This window comes from Rhodococcus sp. NPDC056743, from assembly GCF_042790355.1.
In the GTDB taxonomy this organism is placed as follows: Bacteria; Actinomycetota; Actinomycetes; order Mycobacteriales; family Mycobacteriaceae; genus Rhodococcus_F.
Window position 1 is genome coordinate 174,252 of sequence record NZ_JBHTZI010000007.1, and the last position, 23,264, is coordinate 197,515.

Here is a 23,264-nt window from a genome sequence, read left to right on the forward strand (position 1 = left end):
TGAGCATTACTGCCGTTTCATTGAGAAGAAGGTGGGAATATGTCTCCAACTGCACAGGAATTGACCGAGGTCGAACCGATCTCGGACGTGAAAAAGTATGCGGCCGAAGCGGTGGGGACATTTGTACTCGTGTTCTCTGCCGTCGGCACCGCCGTATTTGCCGGCGCGAAAGTCGGAAATCTCGGAGTTGCTCTGGCTTTCGGTTTGACCCTGCTGTTTCTGGTGTATGCCATCGGCCCAATTTCAGGCTGTCACGTCAATCCCGCGGTAACTGTCGGTCAGTTTGCCATCGGACGAATCTCCGCAGTGAATGCGGGCATTTACATCGTCGCGCAGGTAATCGGCGGCCTGCTCGCGGGTGTGGTCATCTATACCGTCGCAAACAGCCTTCCGGCTTACAACAGAGTGGCGGACGGACTGGGTGCCAACGGATGGGGAGCGCACAGCCCGTCGGCTGAGAAGAATCTCCTGGGAATGGTGGTGTCCGACGGCTACGGCATCGGCGCCACGATGATCATCGAGATTCTGCTGACCGCGCTTCTGGTGTTTGTCGTTCTGGCGTCCACCGACCAGATCTCCGACGTTCCGCTGGCCGGTGTGTCCATCGGCTTCACACTCGCCGTGATCCACTTGATCTCGATCCCGATCGACAACACATCCGTGAACCCGGCCCGCAGCCTTGCCGTCGCTCCCTACCAGGTCGGTGCCATGAGCCAAGTGTGGCTGTTCATCGTGTTCCCGATCATCGGCGGTGCACTCGGCGCACTCATCTACCGCGCGTTGTTCGGCCGATTCAATCGCTTGAACAGCTGAGCGTTTGAACAGTTGACCGATTCGGTCACGCGTCGTCCTCGGGTCGACTTCAGCTCCAACTGAAGTCGGCCCGAAGTTTTGTGGCGACCAGGTCGAACTTCTTACGGTCCATGACCGCTCCTTCGCGGCGAATGCCCGCTTCCGGAACGTCGAGGACACGATCCAGCCTGATCCAGCTCGGGCGGCCTTCGCTGTCCCACGGGCCGGATCCGATGGCGACCCAGTCCCGCTCGCCGTTGCGTTTGCTCTGCGACGACAGCATCAAACCCAGGAGCGTGTTTCCGTCTCGGCCGACTACGAGAACGGGTCGGTCCTTGCCCTGTGTCGGATCCTCTTCGTAAGCGACCCAGGTCCAGACGATCTCGCCCGGATCGGCTTTGCCGTCGAGGTCAGGGGAGTACTCGACCTTGCGGGCGCGATGCGCCGTGGGGACGGTGCGGGCGGCGACGGGTCGACCGGATGCGCCTTTCGGCGCGTTCGACGACTGCAGTTGGCGTAGCAGCGTCGGCCCCTTGTCCAGAGCGAAGTTGCCGAGGGTTCTGCCGAGCTGCTTCCACATGCTTGCCATGGCGACCGAGCATAATCGCATGCCGCGCGGGAACCCCTGACGCGGCGGCTGCGAGACTTGGATATCCTGAGGGTTGACAGTGGCCCGGATCCGGGCCGGTGCCGGTCCGATTAAGGGGTCTCCCATCAGCAGCTTCGCCGACAAGACGTTCACGGATCCTGCGCAGATCCGGAACTTCTGCATCATTGCGCACATCGACCACGGTAAGTCGACGCTGGCAGACCGCATGCTGCAGCTCACCGGTGTGGTCGAAGAGCGGGCGATGCGTGCGCAGTATCTGGACCGCATGGACATCGAGCGCGAACGCGGCATCACCATCAAGGCTCAGAACGTCCGCCTGCCCTGGACTGTCAACGGTGAAGAGTTTGTCCTCCACCTCATCGACACTCCCGGTCACGTCGACTTCACGTACGAGGTCTCGCGTGCGCTCGAGGCGTGTGAAGGTGCGATTCTGCTGGTCGACGCGGCTCAGGGCATCGAAGCTCAGACGCTGGCCAACCTGTACCTGGCGATGGAGAAGGATCTCAAGATCATTCCCGTCCTCAACAAGATCGACCTCCCGGCCGCTGATCCCGATCGCTATGCCGAGGAAATCGCGCACATCACCGGCTGCGAGCCCGGCGATGTCCTGCGCGTCTCGGGAAAGACCGGCATGGGCGTCAAGGAACTTCTCGACGAGGTAATCGTGCAGATCCCCGCACCGGTCGGTGATGCGGACGGTCCGGCTCGCGCGATGATCTTCGACTCGGTCTACGACGCGTACCGTGGCGTGGTCACGTACGTGCGTGTTGTCGACGGCCGGATCCGTCCGCGCGAGAAGATCACGATGATGTCCACGGGCACCACCCACGAACTGCTCGAGGTCGGCATCATCTCGCCCGAGCCGAAGGCCAGTATCGGTCTGGGTGTCGGCGAGGTGGGCTACCTCATCACGGGTGTGAAGGACGTTCGCCAGTCGCGAGTCGGTGACACGGTCACCACGACGCGCAACGGCGCCACCGAACCGCTCGTCGGTTACCGCGATCCCAAGCCGATGGTCTACTCGGGCCTCTACCCGATGGACGGCTCGGACTACCCCGTACTGCGCGACGCGCTGGACAAGCTCCGCCTCAACGACGCGGCCCTGGCGTACGAGCCCGAGACATCGGTTGCTCTCGGATTCGGTTTCCGCTGCGGCTTCCTCGGACTGCTGCACATGGAAATCACCCGTGACCGTCTCGAGCGCGAGTTCGGTCTCGAACTGATTTCCACCGCACCCAACGTCGTGTACCGCGTCGTGATGGAGGACGGGTCCGAGGTCATCGTCACCAACCCGTCGTACTGGCCCGAAGGCAAGGTTCGTGAAGTTTACGAGCCGGTCGCCAAGTGCACCGTCATCGCGCCGAGTGAGTACGTCGGCGCCATCATGGAGCTGTGCCAGTCGCGTCGCGGTGAGCTCGGCGGCATGGACTACCTGTCGGAAACCCGCGTCGAACTGCGTTACGAATTGCCCATGGGCGAGATCATGTTCGACTTCTTCGACGCGCTCAAGTCCCGTACCAAGGGCTACGCCAGCCTCGACTACGAAGAGGCCGGCGAGCAGCAGGCCGATCTGGTGAAGGTCGACATCCTGCTGCAGGGCGAGGCCGTCGACGCGTTCTCCTCGATCGTTCACCGTTCCAACGCCGGTGCTTACGGCGGCCGTATGACGTCGAAGCTGCGCGAGCTCATCCCGCGCCAGCAGTTTGAGGTTCCGATCCAGGCCGCGATCGGCGCGAAGATCATCTCGCGCGAGAACATTCGCGCGATCCGCAAGGACGTTCTTGCCAAGTGCTACGGCGGCGACATCAGCCGTAAGCGCAAGCTGCTCGAGAAGCAGAAGGAAGGCAAGAAGCGCATGAAGACCATCGGCCGCGTCGAGGTTCCGCAGGAAGCCTTCGTGGCGGCTCTGACATCCGAATCGGTCGGCGAGAAGCCCAAGAAGTAGGAGCGCATGATCACCACCTGGTTGTCCCGAGAATTCGGAATCGAGATCCCCGTTCTCGGGGCACCCATGGGTGGGCGAGCAGGTGGCGCCCTCGCCGGCGCGGTCTCCGCTGCCGGCGGGTTGGGTCTGCTGGGGGCGGCCAGATACAACACGCCCGAGTGGATCGAGTCCGAAGCCGACGTGGCTCGGTCGATCGGCGGGAGATTCGGTGTCGGTCTCATGACGTGGTCGCTGCCCGAGAACGAGTCGATGCTCGACACCGCGATCGCGGTCAATCCGACCATGATCACCTTGTCGTTCGGGGATCCCGCAGCGTATGTCGGACGCATCCACGACGCCGGGATTCCTGTTGTGTCGCAGATCAATACGATCGAAGACCTCCGCATCGTCGAGGCAGCCGGAGTGGACGCCGTCATCGCGCAGGGCGGTGAGGCAGGCGGCCACACCGGCCGAATCGGAACTCTGCCGCTGCTGCAGGAGATTCTCGAAGCGACCTCGCTGCCGGTGCTCGCTGCCGGTGGAATCGGAACAGGCCGCGGTCTGGCGGCAGTCATCGCGGCCGGTGGCCAGGGCGTCATGATCGGGACAGCACTACTCGCGAGCCCCGAAACCGTCGGCCCGGACTACGCGCGTGATCGCGTCGTCGAAGCCGGGAGCGCGGACACGGTGTACACCTCTGTGTTCGACCGGGCCCGTAGTCAGCCGTGGCCGCAGCGTTGGGGTGGCCGAGCCATCGCCAACGACTTCACGGCGGCGTGGGACGGCGTCGACGCCGACGAGGAAACTCTCGCGAAGGCGTACGACCCGTCCGATCCGCGCAACGGCGTCGTGTACGCCGGTGAAGCTGTAGGGCTGGTGCACGGAACTCATCCGGCCGCCGACGTGGTTCGGCGGATCGGCGCGGATGCGGAGCGCCACCTCTCTGCTGTGCGCCTTTCTTAACCGTAAAGGCGCACAGCAGGAGATTACGTCGCGTTGTGTGCCGGCTGGAAGGCTCCGGCTTCGGCGGCCTCCTCGGCACGGATCACGTGCACCACGGCGTTGATCAACGCCAGGTGTGTGAACGCCTGCGGGAAGTTTCCGAGATGCCGGCCGGTGTGTGCGTCGATCTCCTCGGCGTAGAGCTTGAGCGGGCTGGCAAATCCGAGTAGACGCTCACACAGGTGCTTCGCGCGATCGAGTTCGCCGATCTCGACCAATGCCGAGACCAGCCAGAACGAGCAGATGGTGAATGTGCCCTCCTCGCCGCTCAAGCCGTCGTCGGTGGTGTCGACGCGATAGCGCAGAACCAGGCCTTCTTCGGTGAGTTCGTCGGCGATCGCAAGAACGGTTGCCCGGATGCGGGGATCGTCGGCCGGGAGGAAACGCAGGAGCGGCGCGAGTAGCAGCGACGCGTCGAGTGAATTGTGGCCGTATCGCTGAGTGAGTACGCCGCGTGAGTCGACGCCGTGAGCGAGGATGTCTGCTTTGATCTCGTCGGCGATGGCGGTCCATTGCTGGGCAAAGCTCTTCTCGCCCTGCATTTCTGCGAGCTTGGCGCCGCGGTCGAGTGCAACCCAGCACATGATCTTCGACGACGTGAAGTGCTGCGGTTCGCCGCGCACTTCCCAGATCCCGCGGTCGGGTTGACGCCAATGCTTGATGGCTTCCTCGACTTGCCTCTTGAGGAGTGGCCACAACGCTTCGGGGACGCGTTCGCGGGTGCGGATGTGGAGATACACCGAGTCGAGCATGGTGCCCCAGATGTCGTGCTGCTTCTGGTCGAACGCGCCGTTGCCGATGCGTACCGGCCGGGCACCGTCGTAGCCGGACAGATGGCTCAGTTCGGATTCCTCGAGTGTGCGCTCACCGCCGATGCCGTACATGACTTGCAAGGGGTGCGGTTTCCCGTGGTCGGAACTGGAGACGTCGTAGATGAAGTTGAAGAAATCGTTGGCTTCGCGGTCCAGACCGAGTGTGTAGAGGCCCCAGAGCGCGAAGGTGGAATCGCGAACCCAGGCGTAGCGGTAATCCCAGTTGCGCTCTCCGCCAGGGGTTTCCGGGAGAGATGTCGTGGAGGCGGCCAGGAGAGCGCCGGTGGGGGCGTAGGTGAGTCCCTTGAGGGTGAGTGCGCTGCGCTGCAGGTAGGCCCGCCACGGATGGTCGGGGAACTTGCCGATGGTGACCCATTCACGCCACGATTTTGCGGTCTGCCACATCATCTCGGCGGCTTCGTCGAATGTCTGCGGCGACGGCAGTTCTGACCACGACAATGCGACGAACGCGTTGTCGCCCTCGACCAACCGGGTGCGGGCACGGGCTTCGCGACCCTCGAGTCCGAGCCGCAGATCGGTGGTGAGGCGAAGTGACGGATGATCGCCCGGCCGCGAGGAATGGCACGTAGCCGTCGCCTCTTCGTACACCTTGCCCGTGTACTCCCAGATTGCGGCGCCGCGGTGGTAATCGAAGGCCGGTTCGCAGCTCATCTCGAGCTCGACTGTGCCGCTGACGCACTTCACAGTGCGGAGCAGGATGTGTTCTGCATCCCAGTCGGTGGGGGTACGCCGGTGAGTGCTCGAACGCTTGTCGACGTTGTGCCACGGGCCGAGAACCAGTGCGTCGCGCACGACGAGCCATCCGGTCTCGGTCTGCCAGGTGGTCTCGAGAATGAGCCCGCCGGGAAGGTAGCGGCGGGCGGCCGGCACGTTCTGGCCGTACGGGCCGATCCGGAAGTGCCCTGCACTGCGATCCAGGATCGCGCCGAAGACGCTCGGAGAGTCGGGGCGTGGGACGCACATCCACTCCACGGATCCGTTCCGGGCGATCAAGCAGGATGTCTCGCAGTCGGACAGAAATGCGTAGTCGTCGATGGGTGGGAAGGTGCTTCGATGGTGGCCTGCCGTTGTGGAGGGGACGGCCTGCATTACTTCGTCGTCGACACTCATTCGGACATTGTCCGGCCAGATCTGAGGCACGTCCACTCCACGGGCATTCGGTGCCGGTGGCCCCGAACGATAGGGTGATGGGCGTGGAGCGAATTGCAGGGTGGTGGGACGGCGTGGAGCTGTGGATTGCGGGGCTTCCCTTCATCCCACAGGTCGTGTTGGTCCTTGCCGTCGTGCTTCCACTGTGCGCCGGCGTCGCGATCGGTTTGGATCGCGGATTGTCAGCGGTGTTGTCGTCGCCGGTCTTCGAGTGGCTGCGACGCAACCCGGCGACGGTCTCCGATAAAACGCCTGAGAAATCCTGAGAGAAGTCGAGGAAAACCGATGCCCCGCTCACGGGTCACTCTTGCCCTGATCGCCCTGATCCTTCTGTGTATCGTGGCGTGGCTTCTCACTCGGTAGAGATTCGATTCGAGACCGCCGGAACGCTCTGCTAGAGTCCACGACGTGTCCGAAGCAGCAGCTCCTGAGATCCGCCACCAGTTGGCGTTGATCGCTGTCGGCATGCTCGACGTCGCTGACGTCGCCTGTTGTTGATTTTCCTGTAGTTCGAATTCCGCGGCGGCGCCTGTGCGCCCCGCTCGAACTCTTCTGCGCGTAGTTCGCGCCCCCCGACCAAGGGCCTCTGAAAGCCCCGTCGGCTCTCCATGTCCGAACGTCCCGATGGATTCAGCCCCAGAGGTCTCGGACTTTCACGCTCTGTCAGCCCTTTTTTGTCAGCCCTCTCGGAAGGTATCTGCAATGAAACGCCGTTCCCGCACACTCCTCACTGCTATCGCGACCATGGGGGCCGTGGTACTCACAGCGTGCAGCGGTGGCTCGAGCGATACCGTCGGCGCCGACGCCGTTTCCAGCGACGGTAGCGCCGGCACGATCAACCTGTTTGCCTACGCGGTCCCGAAGCCCGGCTTCGACAAGCTGATTCCCGCCTTCCAGGAGACGGAAGACGGTAAGAACGTCGCGTTCAACCCGTCGTACGGCGCTTCGGGTGACCAGTCGCGCAAGGTGAAGGACGGTGCTGAAGCCGATTTCGTCAACTTCTCCGTCGAGCCCGACATCACGCGCCTCGTCGACGCCGGTCTGGTGGACAAGAACTGGAATCAGGACGCCTACAACGGAATTCCGTTCGGATCGGTTGTCACCATCGTGACGCGTCCGGGAAACCCGAAGGGCATCAAGGACTGGGACGACCTGCTGCAGCCCGGCCTCGAGGTTGTCACCCCGAACCCGTTCAGTTCGGGCTCGGCCAAGTGGAACCTGCTGGCGCCGTACGCGGCAAAGAGTGACGGCGGCAAGAACCCGCAGGCCGGGCTCGACTACATCACCGCGCTCGTCAACGATCACGTCAAGATCCAGCCGAAGTCGGGCCGCGAAGCATCGGAAGCCTTCTTGCAGGGTAGCGGCGACGTTCTGATCAGCTACGAGAACGAAGCACTGTTCATCGAGGGCAACGGAGATCCGGTCGAGCACGTCACCCCGCCGACGACGTTCAAGATCGAGAACCCGGTCGCTGTGCTGTCGAACAGCAAGGTCCTGGAGAAGGCAACGGCGTTCAAGGATTACCTCTACACCACCGACGGCCAGAAGCTGTGGGCCGAAGCAGGGTTCCGCCCGGTTGATCCCGCGGTTGCCGCCGAGTTCGCAGACAAGTTCCCCGAGCCCACGAAGCTGTGGACCATCACGGATCTGGGTGGCTGGAAGACCGTCGACGCCGAACTGTTCACCAAGGACACCGGTTCCATCGCCGTAATCTACGACAACGCAACCAAGTAAGACTGCCGTGACCGACACCATTGAACGCACACCCGTGACCCGCAAACCCAAACTCGCGCGGGTCACGGGAAGCGTCGGGCCACTCGGCATCGGCGTGGCCACACTCTGGCTTTCCGTCATCGTCCTGCTGCCACTCGCGGCGCTGACCGTCACCGCTTTCGACGACGGTATAGCCGGGTTCTGGGACGCCATCACCGCACCAGTTGCGTTGGCGTCGTTGCGGGTGACGTTGTTCGCCTCGATCGTCGTGGCGTTGATCAACGTCGTGATGGGCACGATCATCGCGTGGGTGCTTGTGCGAGACGAGTTCCCGGGCAAGCGAATTGTGAACGCGATGATCGACCTGCCGTTTGCGTTGCCGACCATCGTGGCGTCGATCGTGCTGCTGTCGCTGTACGGACCGCAGTCACCGATCGACATTCACCTCAACGCAACTCAGCCCGGCCTGATCGTCGCGCTGGCATTCGTGACGCTGCCGTTCGTGGTGCGTTCGGTGCAACCGGTGCTGATGGAGGTCGATCGTGAAGTAGAGGAAGCGGCAGCATCTTTGGGTGCGTCCAACTGGACGATCTTCCGTTCCGTGGTGTTGCCGACGCTGGCTCCCGCCGTGATTTCCGGAGCCGGCCTGGCGTTTGCGCGAGCTATCGGTGAATACGGTTCCGTGGTCCTCATCGGCGGCAACATTCCGCGCGTGACGCAGGTGACGTCGCAGTACATTCAGCAGCAGATCGAAATCGATCGTCCCACCAATGCTGCTGCGGTGTCGGTGGCCTTGCTGCTCATCGCGTTCGTGACGCTGTTCGTTCTGCGTCTCTTCGCTTCTCGGGGCCAACGACGTGAGGAACGCGGCTGATGAAGGTGTCCACGAAATCGCGGATCGGACTGCGGTCCGTTGCGCTTCTGTATTTGTTCGTTCTCCTGGTGGTGCCGATCGGCGTGATCTTGACGCGCACGTTCGAGAACGGGATCGGGGCATTCATCGACTCGATCACGACGCCTGCGGCTATTTCGGCGTTGAATCTGTCGCTGCTCATCGTGGTGATCGTGGTGCCGATCAACGTGATCTTCGGAATTGTCACTGCACTTGCCCTGGTGCGCGGGCGTTTTCCCGGTCGCGGTGTTCTGCAGTCCGTCGTCGACCTGCCGTTTGCGGTCTCACCTGTTGTGGTCGGTGTGTCGCTGATCCTGCTGTGGGGCGCAAATGGCTGGTTCGGCGGAATCGAGTCCTTGGGGTTCAAGGTGATCTTCGGGTTGCCGGGAATGGTGCTCGCGACCATTTTCGTCACGTTGCCGTTTGTCGTCCGCGAGGTCGAACCCGTCCTGCACGAGATCGGTGACGAGCAGGAGCAGGCCGCGGCAACGCTGGGCGCTTCGGGGTGGCAGACGTTCTGGCGCATCACGTTGCCCGCGATCCGGTGGGGCCTGACCTACGGAATCGTGTTGACCGTTGCGCGCTCGCTCGGTGAGTTCGGAGCCGTCATCATGGTGTCGTCGGGCTTCCCCGGGGTATCCCAGACGTTGACCTTGCTCGTACATTCGCGATACATCGACGATCACAACACCTTTGGTGCGTATTCGGCAGCTACTCTGCTGATGGGCATCGCCATCATTGTCCTGTTGCTGATGACGCTGCTGGACCGCAAGAGGAGCAACACATGATCACAGTGACCGGGGCGCGCAAGAACTACGGTGACTTCGCGGCGCTCGACGACGTGTCCATCGACATCCCGTCCGGTTCCCTGACCGCACTGCTCGGGCCGAGCGGCTCAGGCAAGTCGACGCTACTGCGCTCGATCGCGGGGCTCGAACAACTCGATTCGGGAACAGTCACCATCGCAGGGAAAGACGTCACCGGCGTCTCTCCGCAGAAGCGCGACATCGGATTTGTGTTCCAGCATTACGCTGCGTTCAAGCACATGACGGTTCGCGACAACGTCGCCTTCGGTCTCAAGATCCGTAAGCGTCCGAAGCCGGAGATCGAGAAGAAGGTCAACGAGCTTCTCGAGATCGTCGGACTCGACGGTTTCCAGCATCGTTATCCCGCACAGCTTTCCGGTGGTCAGCGTCAGCGCATGGCGTTGGCGCGTGCCCTTGCCGTCGATCCGCAGGTGCTGTTGCTGGACGAGCCTTTCGGCGCGTTGGACGCGAAGGTTCGTGCAGACCTGCGCACGTGGCTGCGCCGACTGCACGACGAAGTGCATGTGACGACGGTTCTGGTCACCCACGACCAGGAAGAAGCTCTCGACGTCGCTGATCGCATCGCCGTGCTCAACAAGGGGCGGATCGAGCAGATCGGTGAACCCGCCGACCTCTACGACCGCCCGGCCAATGATTTCGTGATGTCCTTCCTCGGGTCGGTAGCCAAGCTCAACGGCCAGTTGGTGCGTCCGCACGACATTCGTCTCGGCCGCGATCCCAGCATGGCTCTCGCTCAGGAAGCCGGAACCGCCGAATCACTCGGTATTACCCGTGCCACCGTCGAACGGGTGGTGTACCTGGGCTTCGAGGTTCGTGTCGACCTGCGTAACGAAGCGACGGGGGAGTTGTTCTCCGCTCAGGTCACGCGCGGCGACAGCGCTGCTCTGCATCTGGAAGCCGGCGAGACGGTGTACGCCCGCGCGACCCGCGTGCCCGACCTTCCGGAATCGCCGGTGGAATCTCCGACGGTGGTGAGCCTCGTCGGCCAGGTGTGACGGGTTTTCTCACCCTTCGCGGCACACCATCACGGGGCACTGCGCGTGGTGAATCAGGCTCTGGCTGGTGGAACCCACGATCGAGGCCATGAACGGGCTTCGGCCGTGGCTTCCCACGACAACTAGTTGAGCCTCGGCCGAATGCTCGAGAAGTGCCTTCATCGGTCCACTTCTCTGCACACTGCGAGTGACCTCGACCTCCGGGTACTTCTCGGTCCAACCGGCGAGGCATTCGGAAAGCAGTGCGTTCTCGTGTTCCTCGTACGGACCCCAATCGGTGAATCGCCGCGCTTCGGAGTATCCGCCGAGCGAGGCATGTTCGTTCCAGGTGTGAACGGCAACGAGGGGCACACCCAGAAACGCCGCAAACTCGAAGGCGTGGCCGGTAGCGAGTTCGCTGAGTTTGCTGCCGTCGATACCGACGACGATGGGCCGCGAGTCGGTCGTGGCGTGGTCGCTGCTGCCACGGAAGACGGTGACCGGGCAATGGGCGCGGTTCACTACTCTGATCGTGTCGGATCCCAGGAAGACGGACTGCATCTCGGTGGTTCCGGCTTGGCCGAGTGAGAGAATTCTTGCGGTTTTCGACAGTTCGACGAGCGCTGTCGCGGGGGTGCCGGCGACAAATGCACGTTCGATGGTGACGTCCGTGTGGTCGTCACGAATGGCGTTCTCGGCCTCCTCGACGAACTTCGCACCTTCGATACGGATGTGACGATCGAACATCTCTTCGTCGGTCACGGCACCGCCTTCGCTGAAATCCGGCTGTCCGGGCAGCACATGTGTCAGGCGGAGGGGTTCGTCGAATTTCCTGGCTGCGGACGCCGCCCATCGCGCAGCGTTCACCGCGCCGGGGGAGCCGTCGATTCCGGCCACGATTCCGTGTCGAACAGATGCACTGGTCATGGGAGTCTCCTCGCGTCGCCTCCTACCAGTGTGTCCCTGCTCACCTCGGGTTCGCTACACGGAAGCCTTCGCTCGCTGCGCCAGGACGTCGGTGGAGACCGGGGGTAGCGATCGGCGTGGCCGCAGTGACAGCAGGGCAGTGATGAATCCGTTACCGAGAAGTGTCATGTCGACGTTCTTCAGAACGGTTCGGCGCATCAGGGCGAGGAGCGCGGCGACGCCGGTGACGGCCATCCACATCGGTAGTGGATAGAGCGTGAGACGTTCACCGAGTCCGAAGGTGAGGGTTCGGCCGAGTAGAAGCACGGCACCGACGAGTCCTGTTGCCGCGCACAGGCCGGACCACACCGCGATCCACCGTCTGTGGTTCCAGAAAGCGACAGCGAGGAGAACGAGGACGGCGTGGCGGGCGACAAAACCGGGCAGGACGGCGGTCCAGTGGACGAAGGTGCCGTCGTTGGCGGGGAACATCCCGGTGGCAGCGGTGCTCAAGGCTACGACGACGGCCAGTCCTAGTATCCATTTCTTTGTGCGACCGTCCGGAATGTACTTGTGCAGCAACGCTGCTCCGAAAATGGTGAGCGCGCCGAGAATCATGAACGCGGCATTCATCACGTCGTGCAGTGGTGAACACGAATCTGTGCTGCACGTTGTGACACCCAGTGAGCTGATGGAATCGCGCGCAAAACTGTAGGGAGTCTTCCAGGCGCCGGCGGTGAGGATCTCGACCAGTAGGTACAGGACGGAAAGGACCCAGGCGACGCCGGCGGTGCCGAGTCGGAGATTGTGAGTGATCGTCATGCTCCCTGCTCGTTGGATGAATCCAACGGTACGGTAACAATCTGATAACGGCCTGTGGAAATTGCTCAGGCGGAGCGAACCAACCGGCCGGGCAGGGTTCCGAGCGCGGTGGTGTACCGGTCGATCATCGTCTCGACCAGCAGAGTGTGGGCACCGATCGTGTCCGCGAAGACCGTGCCGTGGAAGGCCGCGGTTGCTTCAGTGCTGAGTCGATCGGTCAGCAGTCCGGGAGCCAAGAACCACGGAGCGACGACGATACGTTCGGCGCCGTCGTGTTCGAGAGCGGAGATTGCCTGGGCAACTGTCGGTTCCGCGGACGTGGCGAAGCAGATGTGAACGCCCGACCAGTTGGTTCCGGCACGAAGGACGGCCGCCAACTCTGCAGTTGCGGCGTTGGCATCAGCGTCGGACGAACCGACTGCGGCGAGAGCAACCCCGACGGACGGGTCGTCCGGATGCGCGCCGGCTTCGAGGATTCTCTCGCGCACCGCCTCGGCCAATCGAACGTCACGACCCAGCACGTCGGCTTGGGTCACTGCCAACTGCGGGTGGCGCAGCGCGGCAGCTGCGAGGAGTCCTGGTAGGTCGACTCGCGCGTGGAAAGCGTTGCCCAGCAACATCGGGACCACGGCGGCCTGCGTGTAACCCTCCGCCGCGACACCGTCCAGCACCTGGTCGATCGACGGCGCATTGAGATCCAGGAAAGCCAACCGGACATCGAGGTCTGGCCGGGCTTCACGAAGAGTCGCCACGGCAGCCGCGATCACCCGTGCAGAACGGGGATCACGGCTGCCATGAGCAACAGCAATGAGCGGAACCATCTGCTTAGACGCGCTCGCCCAACTCGACAGCGGAAATGACGTCGCCGACCAGGCCGGCGGCGAGGGTGTTTCCACCAGCGGGATCGATCAGCAGGAAGCTGCCCGTGTGGCGGTTGACGGCATAGTCGTCAGCCACGATCGGCTCGGCCACGCGGATCGAGATCTTGCCGATCTCGTTGAGCTCGAGAGTTTCCGGGCCCTGATCCGTGGTGAGATCCTGCTCGTTGAAACGCTCCACCAGGCTGCCCACGATGGCCTGCGTCGTGCGTGTGCCGTGCTTGAGCAGCAGACGTGCGCCCGGACGCAGCGGCTTTTCGGCCAGCCAGCAGACGGTGGCGTCGAATTCGCCGATCGGCTCCGGTGCATCCGACGGTGACGCAATGGTGTCGCCGCGTGAGACGTCGACGTCGTCGGCGAGGATCAGCGTGACGCTGCGGCCGGCGTGGGCGACGTCCAGTTCACCGTCGGCGGTGTCGATCCGGGTGACGGTGGTACGGGTGCCCGAAGGCAGGATCACTACTTCGTCGCCGGGGACAACCGAGCCGGCGGCAACCTGGCCGGCGTAGCCGCGGTAATCGAGGAACTCGGCGGTGCGGGGACGGATCACGTACTGCACCGGGAAACGCAGGCCGACGCGATGCGGCTCGGCGTCGACCGGAATCGACTCGAGATGCTCGATCAGCGTGGGGCCGGTGTAGTACGGGGTCTTGTCCGAGCGGATGGCGACGTTGTCACCGTGCAGAGCCGACACCGGGATCTCGACGACGTCTTCACTTGCCCAGCCCAGTGAGCTGGTGAGCTCGTTGAACTCGGCGGAGATCGAGGTGAAGACCTCTTCGGGGTTCTCGACGAGGTCGATCTTGTTCACGGCGAGAACGAGCTTCGGAACACCGAGCAGCGCGAGAACGGCTGCGTGCCTACGCGTCTGCGCGATGACACCCTTGCGGGCATCGACCAGCAGGATCACGAGCTGCGCCGTCGAGGCACCGGAGACCGTGTTGCGGGTGTACTGCACGTGGCCCGGTGTATCGGCCAGCACGAACGTGCGCTTGGGAGTCGCGAAGTAGCGGTACGCCACGTCGATCGTGATGCCCTGCTCACGCTCGGCGCGCAGACCGTCCACCAGAAGCGAGAGGTCAGGGGTGTCGAGACCGCGGTCCACCGACGCGCGGGTCACGGCGTCGATCTGGTCGGCGAGAACGGATTTGGTGTCGTACAACAGACGGCCCACGAGGGTGGACTTTCCGTCGTCGACGCTGCCGGCAGTTGCCAGTCTGAGCAGATCGCTCATCAGAAGTAGCCCTCTCGCTTGCGGTCTTCCATGGCCGCTTCGGAAACTCGGTCGTCGCCACGGGTCGCGCCGCGCTCGGTCAAACGTGATGCGGCAACCTCGGCGAGAATCGCTTCGTTGTCAGCTGCATCGGAGAGGACAGCACCGGTGGTGGAGCCGTCGCCGACGGTGCGGTAACGCACCGAAAGGGTCTGCAGCTCTTCGCCTTCGGTCGGACCGCCCCAGACGCCGGGGGTCATCCACATGCCGTCGCGCTGGTACACCGGACGCTGGTGGGAGTAGTAGATGCTGGCGAGTTCGACGTTGTCGCGGGCGATGTAACGCCAGATATCCAGCTCGGTGAAGTTGCTGAGCGGGAAGACGCGCACCTGCTCGCCGGGGGAGTGGCGACCGTTGTACAGGTTCCACAGCTCCGGGCGCTGCTTCTTGGGGTCCCACTGACCGAAAGCGTTGCGCAGCGAGAAGATCCGCTCCTTGGCGCGGGCGCGCTCCTCGTCGCGTCGAGCGCCACCGAAGACGGCGTCGAAGCGGTTCTCGGAGATCGCGTCCAGCAACGGAACGGTCTGCAGCGGGTTGCGGATACCGTCGGGACGCTCGGTGAGCCGACCGTCCGCGATGTACTCCTCGACGCTGGCCACGTGCAGGCGCAGGTTGTACTTCGCCACGACGTGGTCGCGGAAGTCGAGAACTTCCTGCAGGTTGTGACCGGTGTCGACGTGCAGCAGAGTGAACGGCAGGGGCGCAGGCCAGAAGGCCTTGATGGCCAGGTGCAGAAGCACCGTGGAGTCCTTGCCGCCCGAGAACAGGATGACCGGGCGTTCGAACTCGCCGGCTACCTCTCGGAAGATGTGGATTGCTTCGGACTCGAGGGCGTCGAGGGTATCGAACTGCGTGCCGTCGAGCTGAGGCCGTGAGGGTGTCAAATCAACTGTCATGATGCGTGCAACCCGCATTCTGTCTTGGAGGCACCGGCCCAACGACCGCTACGCGGATCGCTGCCGGGGGCTGGCTTGCTGGTGCAGGGCGCGCAGCCGATGGATGGATAGCCCTCGTCGACAAGTGGATTGACGAGGATGGAATGGGTGTCGATGTAGTTCTGCATCTCCTCGTCCGACCACGGCGCGATCGGGTTGATCTTGACGAGTCCGAAGCCCTCGTCGAAGGAGATCAGGGGAGCGTTGGCGCGGGTGGGAGCCTCGACGCGGCGGATGCCGGTCACCCACGCGCTGTAGCCGGACAGCGTCTGCTTGAGCGGCGCGACCTTGCGGAGTGCGCAGCAGCGATTGGGGTCGCGGGCGAAGAGGTCCTTGCCTTCCGCGATGTCCTGCTCACCGACGCTGGCGAGTGCGCGAGCGTTGATGACGTTGACGCCGTACACCTGCTCGACAGCGTCACGTGTGCCGATGGTTTCGGGGAAGTGGTAGCCGGTGTCGAGGAAGAGTACGTCGACGCCCGGATGCACCTGTGCGGCAAGGTGAACCAGCACCCCGTCCTGCATGTTCGACGCAACAATGTACGAGTCACCGAACGTGTCCTCGGTCCACTGCAACAGTTCCTGTGCGTTGGCGCCGTCGAGTTCTACGGCGCCGCGCTCGGCGATTGCGCGAAGTTCGTCGGTGCTTGCTCGCGAAATGTCCACTGTCATCGCAAATCTCCTTCGTCTGCTCGCACTGCCCATTCGGCGAACCGCTCACCTTCGTTGCGGTTCTTCGCGAACTGGCGTACGACGCGGTCGATGTAGTCACCCATCTCGAGGCTGGTGACCTTGTGCTGGCGCAGCTTGCGTCCGAAGGCGCTGTCGAATCCGAGGCTGCCTCCCAGGTGAACCTGAAAACCCTCCACTTGATTCCCGTCGCCGTCGTCGACGAGCTGGCCCTTGAAGCCGATGTCCGCGACCTGCGAGCGGGCGCACGAGTTGGGGCAGCCGTTGATGTTGATGGTGATCGGCACGTCGAGCTGGCTGTTGATGTCGGCCAGGCGCTCTTCGAGTTCCGGAACGAGAACCTGTGAGCGCTTGCGGGTTTCGGCAAACGAGAGCTTGCAGAACTCGATGCCGGAGCAGGCCATGAGGTTCTTGCGCCAGTGCGACGGACGTGCGGGCAGGCCCAGTGCGTCGAGGTCGGCGATGAGAGGCTCGAGGGTCTCGTCGGCAACGTCGAGGATGATGAGCTTCTGGTACGGGGTGAAGCGGATCCGGTCGCTGCCGGCCTTCTCCGCCGCATCGGCGACCTGTCCCAGGATGTCGCCGGAGACGCGGCCGGCGATCGGTGCGAAACCGACTGCGTTGAGGCCGTTTCGGGTCTTCTGGATGCCGACGTGATCGATCGGGCGCGTGGGCTTCTCCGGTGCGGGACCGTCGATGAGCGGACGCTTGAGGTACTCGGTCTCGAGAACTTCGCGGAACTTCTCGATGCCCCAGTCCTTGATGAGGAACTTGAGCCTGGCCTTGGCGCGCAGACGACGGTAGCCGTAGTCGCGGAAGATCGAGACAACACCTTCCCAGACGTCGGGAACCTCGTCGAGCGGAATCCAGGCGCCGACGCGCTGCGCGAGCATCGGGTTGGTGGAGAGGCCGCCGCCGACCCAGAGGTCGAGTCCGGGACCGTGCTCGGGGTGGTTCACGCCGATGAAGGCGATGTCGTTGATCTCGTGAACGACATCCTGCTGACCGGAGATGGCGGTCTTGAACTTGCGCGGCAGGTTGGAGTACTTGGGGTCACCGATGTAGCGGCGCACGATCTCGTCGATCGCGGGAGTGGGATCGAGGACCTCGTCGAGCGATTCGCCGGCCAGCGGAGAACCGAGGACAACGCGGGGGCAGTCACCGCACGCTTCGGTGGTCTTGAGTCCGACGGCTTCGAGACGCTTCCAGATCTCCGGGACGTTCTCGACCTCGATCCAGTGGAACTGCACGTTCTCACGGTCGGACAGGTCGGCGGTGTTCCGGCCGAACTCCTTCGAGATACCGGAGATGGTGCGCAGCTGCTCGACGTTGAGTGCGCCGGCGTCGCAGCGCACTCGCATCATGAAGTACTTGGCCTCGAGGAGGTCGAGGTTCTCGTCGCCGGTGAAGGTGCCGTCGTATCCCTCTTCGCGCTGGGTGTAGAGGCCCCACCAACGGAACCGGCCACGCAGGTCGCTCTTGTCGATGCTGTCGAAACCCTGCTTCGAGTAGATGTTCTCGATGCGCGCTCGCACGTTGAGCGGGTTGTCGTCCTTCTTGGCCTGCTCGTTGGCGTTGAGCGGCTCGCGGTATCCGAGGGCCCACTGACCTTCGGCGCGCTGCTTCGTGGGGCGAGCAGCGCGTGCAGGCCGTGCCGCGGCGGGCGCTGCCGACTCGGCAGTCTGGGCGGCGTCGGTTGTCGACGTCATCGATGAACTCCTGGATCTTCGGCGGTGTTGATCAGGCGCGAGGCACACAAACGCTGCAGCGTTGTGACTCTGTCCGATCGGGGTGCACCGGACCGTGTCGAGTGAGGGGGCTGTCCTCGGGCTCGAAAGGCTTGCGGCCGGCAGATGTGCTCACCAAGCAGGCAGCAAAAACGCTGAAGGCTGGGGAAACAGGTGGAGATGAGCGGGGAAGGCTGGTTGATCAGATGAAGATCAACAGCAACAACAATGCAGACACGTGGAACTGCACACGCGCTTGAAGTCGACGTGGCGACGCGCCACAAGTCGTACTCCGAGTCCGGTCATGCGGACCATTGTGCCACGTCAACTCGATAATTCCGACTCGGGGACCTATTTCCACGAAATTTGGGGGAAATAGCGTGCTCAGGGGACTTGGCGGTCGGACCTGGTTGGCGAATAGGCGGGCGCGCGTGATGCTGGGAGACTGGTGGAGTGAATGCCACCGCTACAACCCCCTTCGTGTTGCCCGCTGCGTCGATCGAGGGCGTCGGGACGCGGCCGTTCGGAATTTACGTTCACGTCCCGTTCTGCGCGACGCGGTGTGGCTACTGCGACTTCAACACGTACACGGCCGGCGAGTTGGGGACCTCGGCGTCTCCGCAATCTTGGTTGGAAGGGCTCAAACGCGAACTCGACCTCGCGGCAGCAATGACGGGGGCTCCGGCAGTGGAGACGGTGTTCGTCGGCGGTGGCACTCCGTCGCTTCTGGGCGGCGACGGCCTGTCCGAGGTGCTCGGGGCGGTACGCAGCAGTTTCGGCCTGGCGGCTGGTGCAGAGGTGACGACGGAATCGAATCCCGAATCGACGTCGCCGGAGTTCTTCGACGCTCTGCGGAGCGCGGGTTTCACGCGAATTTCTCTCGGCATGCAGTCGGCGGCCCAGCATGTGCTCAAGATCCTGGATCGCACCCACACGCCGGGTAGGGCAGTGGCGGCCGCCAAAGAGGCTCGCGCCGCAGGGTTCGCGCACGTCAATCTCGACTTGATCTATGGAACGCCGGGGGAGCGGGACGAGGATCTCGACGCATCTCTCGACGCGGTGCTCTCGGCCGGCGTCGACCACGTTTCGGCGTACGCGCTCATCGTTGAAGACGGTACCGCGATGGCACGCAAGGTCCGTCGTGGTGAACTGCCCGCTCCCGACGACGATGTCTTGGCGTCGCGATACGAACGGATCGACGCGCGCCTGTCCGCGGCGGGCTTGAACTGGTACGAGGTCTCCAACTGGGCCAAGGCGGAAACAGTGGAGTCGGGGGATACGCGTTGCCGTCACAACCTCGGTTACTGGGACGGCGGCGACTGGTGGGGTGCCGGCCCCGGTGCGCACAGTCATATCGGCGGAGTGCGGTGGTGGAACGTCAAGCATCCGGCGCGCTACGCGGAGCAGCTCGCCCAGGGTGAACTGCCCGTCGGTGGCAGTGAGGAACTGTCCGCCGACGACATTCACATGGAGCGGGTGATGCTGACCGCGAGGTTGCGCACCGGACTGCCGCTGTCGGAATTAACTGTGTCCGAACGTAATTCGGCCGATCAGGTTGTTGCGGATGGTTTGGCGATCGTCGATGACGATCATCTGATCCTGACCGATCGTGGTCGACTGCTCGCCGACGCTGTCATCCGCACGGTACTGACCTGAGTGGCTACTTCGGGTAGATGTTCGTCACTTGCGTGACGTTGTCGTCTCCCCAGGAAACGATGGTGCCGTCGGCTTTCAGGGCTGATGAATGGTTCGCGCCGGCCTTGATGGCGGTGAAGCCGCTACCCCTGGGCGTATTCGTGACCTGTCTGTTGTTGTCCCAGCCCCACGAAGTAATGGTGCCGTCGGACTTCAGGGCGACCGAGTGGTGCGCGCCGGCGGCGACAGCGGTGAAGCCGCTGCCCTGAGGAGAGTTGGTGACTACCCGGTGGCTGTCGCCTCCCCAGGAAACGACGGTGCCGTCGGATTTCAAGGCCACCGAGTGGTAGTTGCCGGCGGCGATGGCGGTGAACCCGTTTCCGGCAGGGGTGTTCGTGACCTGGTTGAAGCCGTCATCTCCCCAGGAGGTGATGGTGCCGTCGGATTTCAGGGCCACCGAATGGCTGTCACCGGCAGCGATGGCGGTGAAACCGCTGCCGGTGGGAGTGTTCGTGACCTGGTTGTAGGTGTCCCAGCCCCAGGAGGTGATGGTGCCGTCGGCTTTCAGCGCCGCCGAGTGGTAGGTGCCGGTGGCGATGGCGGTGAAGCCACTGCCGGTGGGAGTGTTCGCGACCAGCTTGGAGCCGTCGTTTCCCCAGGAGGTGATGGTGCCGTCGGATTTCAGCGCCAGCGAATGGCTGCCGCCCTCGGCATAAGCAGTGAAGCCACTACCTTGCGGGGTTTTCGCGACCAGCGCGGAACTGTCCCATCCCCAGTACGTCGAGTTTCCGAGTGGTTCGACCGGCACGTCATCCGGTCTGGCCGCAGCGATCGCCACAGCAGCGACGGTGAGCACACCTCCAGTCACTATGACTGCGAGACCCTGTAAACGACTGCCGGGGCGTAGTCGGCGCCGGTGAACCATGGCAGTGCCTCTCTGCGGCAAAATTCCGCACAGGGGCGGTGTGGCACCGACGGTAACCACTGAGCAAAGATAACGGACAGTTCGGTCAAAAGCACGCATTATTTCTGGCCATTTTTGTCCAGTGCGTATGTGTGGACGAAAATGGCCGTTTTAGAAGTGGTGGTGAGGCGCTCGATTATTGGGCGATGCCGAACAGCAGTGCGTCGATTCCGGCCTCGAATGCTGTGTTGTTGTCGATCGATTCCGTTGCGGACGAGTTGATATCGGCGCTTGCATACAGCGCAACCAGATATGGATAGTCGCCCTGAGTGAGTAGTGCGCTGATGTGTTCGGCTCCGCTGTCGGCCGAGGAACCGGCGGACAGGCCGGCGGCTTCCTGTGCTGCGAAGCTGGTTACCCATCCCGTGAGCAACGCGATTCCGGTCATCGTCGCTGGGGCACTCAACCCGGTCGGTGACAGCGCGCCGACCATCTGGTCGAGGTATCGCATCGACTGCGGGCCGAGGCTGGTGGGCTGGATCTGACTCAGCCAGGGGTGTCGGCGGTGAATATCCCGTGACTGCACGGTGATTGCGAGGATGTCGGTGCGGACGTCCCCGGTCAAAGCTGGGTAGTCGTATTCGGCGCCGACGGAGTCGGCCATGAGCGCCATCAGATCGTCCTTGCCGTTGACATACCGGTACAGCGAAGCTGCGGCAGTCCCGAGTTCCTGCGCGACAAGACGCATCGACACCGCGCGGAGTCCCTGGGCGTCGGCGATTCGGACACAGGTATCGGCAAGTTGTTCCAGCGTGTAGGCGGGGCGGGGTCCTCGTTTGGTGTCCTCGCCTCGCAGCCACAGCGAGGCCGGTGGTCCGGCGTTGGTCATAGCACCAAGCATGCCTCACTTCGGAAGTTGCGAACATCGTTCGCAGTTGTCTATTCTTTTATTGCGAACACTGTTCCCAATTTAGGAGGTTGACGTGCCGGCTATCGAAGCGGAATCACTCACCAGGCGTTACGGAAAATGCACGGTGGTCGACGGTGTGGATCTGAGCGTCCCCGCGGGGAGCGTTCACGCACTGCTCGGGCCGAACGGATCCGGCAAGACAACGATCGTGCGGATGCTGGCAACGCTGCTGCGGCCGAGTGCGGGTAGTGCTCGCATTCTCGGTCTCGACACCGTCCGCGACGCCGCGCAGGTGAAGAAGAACATCGGGTTGGTCGGACAGTTCCATGCCGTCGACCCCCGTCTGACCGGCGCGGAAAACCTCACCATGTTTGGCAGGCTCAATGGGTATGCGCCCAAGGCTGCACGGCGGCACGCGGAGGAACTACTCGAACGATTCGAACTCGTGGATGCCGCCGACCAGCAGGTGCAAACGTATTCCGGCGGTATGCGGCGGCGACTCGACATCGTAGCGGGAATGGTGGTGCGCCCCGCAGTTCTGTTCCTCGACGAGCCGACGACGGGTCTCGATCCGAGAAGCCGGCACGAGATCTACGACTACGTACGAAGTTTCGTGAGCGACGGCACAACCGTCGTGTTGACAACTCAATACCTCGACGAGGCTGACAAGTTGGCGGACACCGTCACCATCATCGACGCGGGACGGGTGGTCGCTGCCGGAACGCCGGACGAGATCGTCCAGGTAGCCGGGACAGGACTCGACGTGGTGATCGTCGACGAGCAGCGATGCGTTGACGTCACCGAGATTATCGGGCGATTCGGCGGCCGGCCAGGTGATTCTGACGTGTCGGCGACGGAACTGTCCTTTGCCTTCGACAGGCAGTCGATCGCGCTGCTGCCGATACTGCGAGCGCTCGACGACGCGGGAATTGCCGTGCAGGACATCGGACGTCGCCGGGCAACACTGGACGACGCCTTCCTGGCCCTCACCGGCCACACCAGCGAGAGGATTTCCGCATGACTACACCCACCCGAACTGCCGTCTCGGCGTTCACCGGCACTCGAATCCTGTTCCTGCGGATCGTTGCGGTGTATCGCCACGCGCCTGCACTGGTTGCGGTGACTCTTGCTGCGCCCCTTGGCATGATGCTGCTATTTGGTTTCGTGTTCGGTGGCGCACTGTCCGGTGGTGCCGACGGGGCCGCGTATCGGTCGTATCTCACTCCGGGAGTGCTTGTTCTGGTGGCGGCGATGGGCTTGGTGGTCACTGCTTCGACAGTGAACGCGGATCTGCACAGTGGTCTCACCGACCGACTACGCACTTTGCCTATCCGACCCGTCGCTATGCCGGCGGGTCTGGCGTTGGCGGAAACCGTCACCGGCGTACTGGCTTTGGCGGCCATGGCGGGAGTCGGGTATCTGTCCGGATGGCGGATCGATGCGTCGGCCACGGACGTGGCCCTTGCGATACTGCTGCTCGTGGCATTTCGATGGGCACTGGCGTGGCTCGGGATCGTGCTCGGCAGCGCAATCCGGGACGAGCAGATGCTTCAGCAACTCGCCCCGCTGATCTTCGGAACAATCATGCTCTCGAACGTTTTTGTCCCGACGGAGACAATGCCGAGTGTTGTTGCGACGGTGGCCGAGTGGAATCCCGTCAGTGCGGTCGTAGCGGCCCTGCGTGAGCTGTTCGGTTCGGGTGCCGGTGTTGCGCCCGATGCATCCTGGCCCATGCAACATCCCGTTGCAGCAGCGTTCGGTTGGACTGCCGTGCTTCTTGCAGTCGCGGTTCCGATTGCGGTGCGGCGCTACTCCTCATCGCAGTGACCGCGCTGCCCGTGTGACCGCACTGCCCGTGTAACCGCACTG

The 23,264-nt window shown here is 63.3% G+C and carries 23 protein-coding genes; 12 read left to right on the forward strand and 11 right to left on the reverse strand.

Going from position 1 to position 23,264, the window contains the following annotated elements:
* Positions 1–39: 39 nt before the first annotated feature.
* A complete protein-coding gene (locus ACFRFQ_RS17395; protein WP_138872872.1) occupies positions 40–813 on the forward strand; it encodes an aquaporin in 774 nt (257 codons plus the stop codon).
* A 49-nt stretch (positions 814–862) separates the two neighbouring features.
* Here the strand turns inward: ACFRFQ_RS17395 and ACFRFQ_RS17400 are convergent, their stop codons facing one another.
* Positions 863–1,381, reverse strand: a complete 519-nt coding sequence (locus ACFRFQ_RS17400; protein ID WP_378660011.1) for a type II toxin-antitoxin system PemK/MazF family toxin — start codon at positions 1,379–1,381, stop codon at positions 863–865.
* A 73-nt stretch (positions 1,382–1,454) separates the two neighbouring features.
* Between ACFRFQ_RS17400 and lepA the strand changes: the two genes are divergently transcribed.
* Positions 1,455–3,347, forward strand: a complete 1,893-nt coding sequence (gene lepA / locus ACFRFQ_RS17405; protein ID WP_378660013.1) for a translation elongation factor 4 — start codon at positions 1,455–1,457, stop codon at positions 3,345–3,347.
* A 6-nt stretch (positions 3,348–3,353) separates the two neighbouring features.
* A complete protein-coding gene (locus tag ACFRFQ_RS17410) occupies positions 3,354–4,289 on the forward strand; it encodes an NAD(P)H-dependent flavin oxidoreductase (protein WP_378660016.1) in 936 nt (311 codons plus the stop codon).
* Between the two features lie 23 nt (positions 4,290–4,312).
* Here the strand turns inward: ACFRFQ_RS17410 and ACFRFQ_RS17415 are convergent, their stop codons facing one another.
* Positions 4,313–6,271 (reverse strand): glycoside hydrolase family 15 protein, encoded by a 1,959-nt coding sequence (locus ACFRFQ_RS17415; protein ID WP_378660019.1) that lies wholly within the window; start codon positions 6,269–6,271, stop codon positions 4,313–4,315.
* 83 nt (positions 6,272–6,354) lie between these two features.
* On the opposite strand from ACFRFQ_RS17415, the gene ACFRFQ_RS17420 reads away from it, so the two are divergent.
* The 6 genes from ACFRFQ_RS17420 to ACFRFQ_RS17445 all read left to right on the forward strand — a co-directional run bounded on the left by ACFRFQ_RS17420 (position 6,355) and on the right by ACFRFQ_RS17445 (position 10,737).
* Positions 6,355–6,576: a hypothetical protein gene (locus ACFRFQ_RS17420; RefSeq protein WP_378660022.1), complete on the forward strand. Its 222-nt coding sequence runs from the start codon at positions 6,355–6,357 to the stop codon at positions 6,574–6,576.
* A 142-nt stretch (positions 6,577–6,718) separates the two neighbouring features.
* A complete protein-coding gene (locus ACFRFQ_RS17425) occupies positions 6,719–6,808 on the forward strand; it encodes an Ms4533A family Cys-rich leader peptide (RefSeq protein ID WP_313905520.1) in 90 nt (29 codons plus the stop codon).
* 204 nt (positions 6,809–7,012) lie between these two features.
* The gene (locus ACFRFQ_RS17430; RefSeq protein WP_378660026.1) at positions 7,013–8,044 is read left to right on the forward strand and encodes a sulfate ABC transporter substrate-binding protein; all 1,032 of its coding nucleotides are present in this window, start codon (positions 7,013–7,015) and stop codon (positions 8,042–8,044) included.
* Between the two features lie 7 nt (positions 8,045–8,051).
* On the forward strand, positions 8,052–8,897 hold the full coding sequence (gene cysT, locus ACFRFQ_RS17435) for a sulfate ABC transporter permease subunit CysT (RefSeq protein WP_378660029.1): 846 nt from the start codon (positions 8,052–8,054) through the stop codon (positions 8,895–8,897).
* A complete protein-coding gene (cysW, locus tag ACFRFQ_RS17440) occupies positions 8,897–9,703 on the forward strand; it encodes a sulfate ABC transporter permease subunit CysW (protein ID WP_378660031.1) in 807 nt (268 codons plus the stop codon). Before cysT ends, cysW begins: the two co-directional genes overlap by 1 nt.
* Positions 9,700–10,737 (forward strand): sulfate/molybdate ABC transporter ATP-binding protein, encoded by a 1,038-nt coding sequence (locus tag ACFRFQ_RS17445; protein WP_378660032.1) that lies wholly within the window; start codon positions 9,700–9,702, stop codon positions 10,735–10,737. Before cysW ends, ACFRFQ_RS17445 begins: the two co-directional genes overlap by 4 nt.
* Positions 10,738–10,746: 9 nt before the next feature.
* On the opposite strand, the gene ACFRFQ_RS17450 is transcribed toward ACFRFQ_RS17445, so the two are convergent.
* The 7 genes from ACFRFQ_RS17450 to ACFRFQ_RS17480 all read right to left on the reverse strand — a co-directional run bounded on the left by ACFRFQ_RS17450 (position 10,747) and on the right by ACFRFQ_RS17480 (position 17,928).
* Positions 10,747–11,643, reverse strand: a complete 897-nt coding sequence (locus ACFRFQ_RS17450) for a universal stress protein (protein ID WP_378660035.1) — start codon at positions 11,641–11,643, stop codon at positions 10,747–10,749.
* 54 nt (positions 11,644–11,697) lie between these two features.
* On the reverse strand, positions 11,698–12,444 hold the full coding sequence (locus tag ACFRFQ_RS17455) for a DUF998 domain-containing protein (protein WP_378660038.1): 747 nt from the start codon (positions 12,442–12,444) through the stop codon (positions 11,698–11,700).
* 65 nt (positions 12,445–12,509) lie between these two features.
* Entirely contained in the window at positions 12,510–13,265 is a 756-nt protein-coding gene (locus ACFRFQ_RS17460; protein WP_378660041.1) for a sirohydrochlorin chelatase, read from the reverse strand.
* A gap of 4 nt (positions 13,266–13,269) precedes the next feature.
* Positions 13,270–14,556, reverse strand: a complete 1,287-nt coding sequence (locus ACFRFQ_RS17465; protein ID WP_095969758.1) for a sulfate adenylyltransferase subunit 1 — start codon at positions 14,554–14,556, stop codon at positions 13,270–13,272.
* Positions 14,556–15,491 carry a sulfate adenylyltransferase subunit CysD gene (gene cysD, locus ACFRFQ_RS17470; RefSeq protein WP_138872885.1) on the reverse strand — a complete coding sequence of 312 codons (936 nt, stop codon included), beginning with the start codon at positions 15,489–15,491 and terminating at the stop codon, positions 14,556–14,558. Before cysD ends, ACFRFQ_RS17465 begins: the two co-directional genes overlap by 1 nt.
* Complete coding sequence (locus tag ACFRFQ_RS17475; protein WP_378660044.1) at positions 15,488–16,201, reverse strand: phosphoadenylyl-sulfate reductase; 714 nt, start codon at positions 16,199–16,201, stop codon at positions 15,488–15,490. Before ACFRFQ_RS17475 ends, cysD begins: the two co-directional genes overlap by 4 nt.
* Positions 16,198–17,928 carry a nitrite/sulfite reductase gene (locus ACFRFQ_RS17480; protein WP_138872887.1) on the reverse strand — a complete coding sequence of 577 codons (1,731 nt, stop codon included), beginning with the start codon at positions 17,926–17,928 and terminating at the stop codon, positions 16,198–16,200. The genes ACFRFQ_RS17475 and ACFRFQ_RS17480 overlap by 4 nt, the downstream gene beginning before the upstream one ends.
* A gap of 471 nt (positions 17,929–18,399) precedes the next feature.
* Here ACFRFQ_RS17480 and hemW point away from each other — a divergent pair, with 471 nt between their 5' ends.
* A complete protein-coding gene (gene hemW / locus ACFRFQ_RS17485) occupies positions 18,400–19,602 on the forward strand; it encodes a radical SAM family heme chaperone HemW (RefSeq protein WP_378660047.1) in 1,203 nt (400 codons plus the stop codon).
* A gap of 4 nt (positions 19,603–19,606) precedes the next feature.
* Here hemW and ACFRFQ_RS17490 read toward each other — a convergent pair whose 3' ends face one another.
* Both ACFRFQ_RS17490 and ACFRFQ_RS17495 read right to left on the reverse strand, forming a co-directional pair.
* A complete protein-coding gene (locus ACFRFQ_RS17490; RefSeq protein WP_378660050.1) occupies positions 19,607–20,419 on the reverse strand; it encodes an RCC1 domain-containing protein in 813 nt (270 codons plus the stop codon).
* Positions 20,420–20,681: 262 nt separating this feature from the next.
* Entirely contained in the window at positions 20,682–21,374 is a 693-nt protein-coding gene (locus tag ACFRFQ_RS17495) for a TetR/AcrR family transcriptional regulator (protein WP_378660053.1), read from the reverse strand.
* 94 nt (positions 21,375–21,468) lie between these two features.
* Here ACFRFQ_RS17495 and ACFRFQ_RS17500 point away from each other — a divergent pair, with 94 nt between their 5' ends.
* Together ACFRFQ_RS17500 and ACFRFQ_RS17505 are read left to right on the forward strand one after the other, a co-directional pair.
* Positions 21,469–22,416: an ATP-binding cassette domain-containing protein gene (locus ACFRFQ_RS17500; protein WP_378660056.1), complete on the forward strand. Its 948-nt coding sequence runs from the start codon at positions 21,469–21,471 to the stop codon at positions 22,414–22,416.
* Entirely contained in the window at positions 22,413–23,222 is an 810-nt protein-coding gene (locus tag ACFRFQ_RS17505) for an ABC transporter permease (protein ID WP_378660059.1), read from the forward strand. The genes ACFRFQ_RS17500 and ACFRFQ_RS17505 overlap by 4 nt, the downstream gene beginning before the upstream one ends.
* Positions 23,223–23,264: the final 42 nt, after the last annotated feature.

Bases quoted from the DNA above. Each gene is read 5' to 3' on its own strand.
- cysW (WP_378660031.1), top strand. From the start codon at position 8,897: ATGAAGGTGTCCACGAAATCGCGGATCGGACTGCGGTCCGTTGCGCTT.
- ACFRFQ_RS17410 (WP_378660016.1), top strand. From the start codon at position 3,354: ATGATCACCACCTGGTTGTCCCGAGAATTCGGAATCGAGATCCCCGTT.
- ACFRFQ_RS17450 (WP_378660035.1), bottom strand. From the start codon at position 11,643: ATGACCAGTGCATCTGTTCGACACGGAATCGTGGCCGGAATCGACGGC.
- ACFRFQ_RS17460 (WP_378660041.1), bottom strand. From the start codon at position 13,265: ATGGTTCCGCTCATTGCTGTTGCTCATGGCAGCCGTGATCCCCGTTCT.
- ACFRFQ_RS17495 (WP_378660053.1), bottom strand. From the start codon at position 21,374: ATGACCAACGCCGGACCACCGGCCTCGCTGTGGCTGCGAGGCGAGGAC.
- cysD (WP_138872885.1), bottom strand. From the start codon at position 15,491: ATGACAGTTGATTTGACACCCTCACGGCCTCAGCTCGACGGCACGCAG.
- ACFRFQ_RS17430 (WP_378660026.1), top strand. From the start codon at position 7,013: ATGAAACGCCGTTCCCGCACACTCCTCACTGCTATCGCGACCATGGGG.
- ACFRFQ_RS17505 (WP_378660059.1), top strand. From the start codon at position 22,413: ATGACTACACCCACCCGAACTGCCGTCTCGGCGTTCACCGGCACTCGA.
- ACFRFQ_RS17400 (WP_378660011.1), bottom strand. From the start codon at position 1,381: ATGGCAAGCATGTGGAAGCAGCTCGGCAGAACCCTCGGCAACTTCGCT.
- ACFRFQ_RS17475 (WP_378660044.1), bottom strand. From the start codon at position 16,201: ATGACAGTGGACATTTCGCGAGCAAGCACCGACGAACTTCGCGCAATC.
- ACFRFQ_RS17480 (WP_138872887.1), bottom strand. From the start codon at position 17,928: ATGACGTCGACAACCGACGCCGCCCAGACTGCCGAGTCGGCAGCGCCC.
- ACFRFQ_RS17415 (WP_378660019.1), bottom strand. From the start codon at position 6,271: ATGAGTGTCGACGACGAAGTAATGCAGGCCGTCCCCTCCACAACGGCA.
- ACFRFQ_RS17395 (WP_138872872.1), top strand. From the start codon at position 40: ATGTCTCCAACTGCACAGGAATTGACCGAGGTCGAACCGATCTCGGAC.
- ACFRFQ_RS17465 (WP_095969758.1), bottom strand. From the start codon at position 14,556: ATGAGCGATCTGCTCAGACTGGCAACTGCCGGCAGCGTCGACGACGGA.
- ACFRFQ_RS17455 (WP_378660038.1), bottom strand. From the start codon at position 12,444: ATGACGATCACTCACAATCTCCGACTCGGCACCGCCGGCGTCGCCTGG.
- ACFRFQ_RS17445 (WP_378660032.1), top strand. From the start codon at position 9,700: ATGATCACAGTGACCGGGGCGCGCAAGAACTACGGTGACTTCGCGGCG.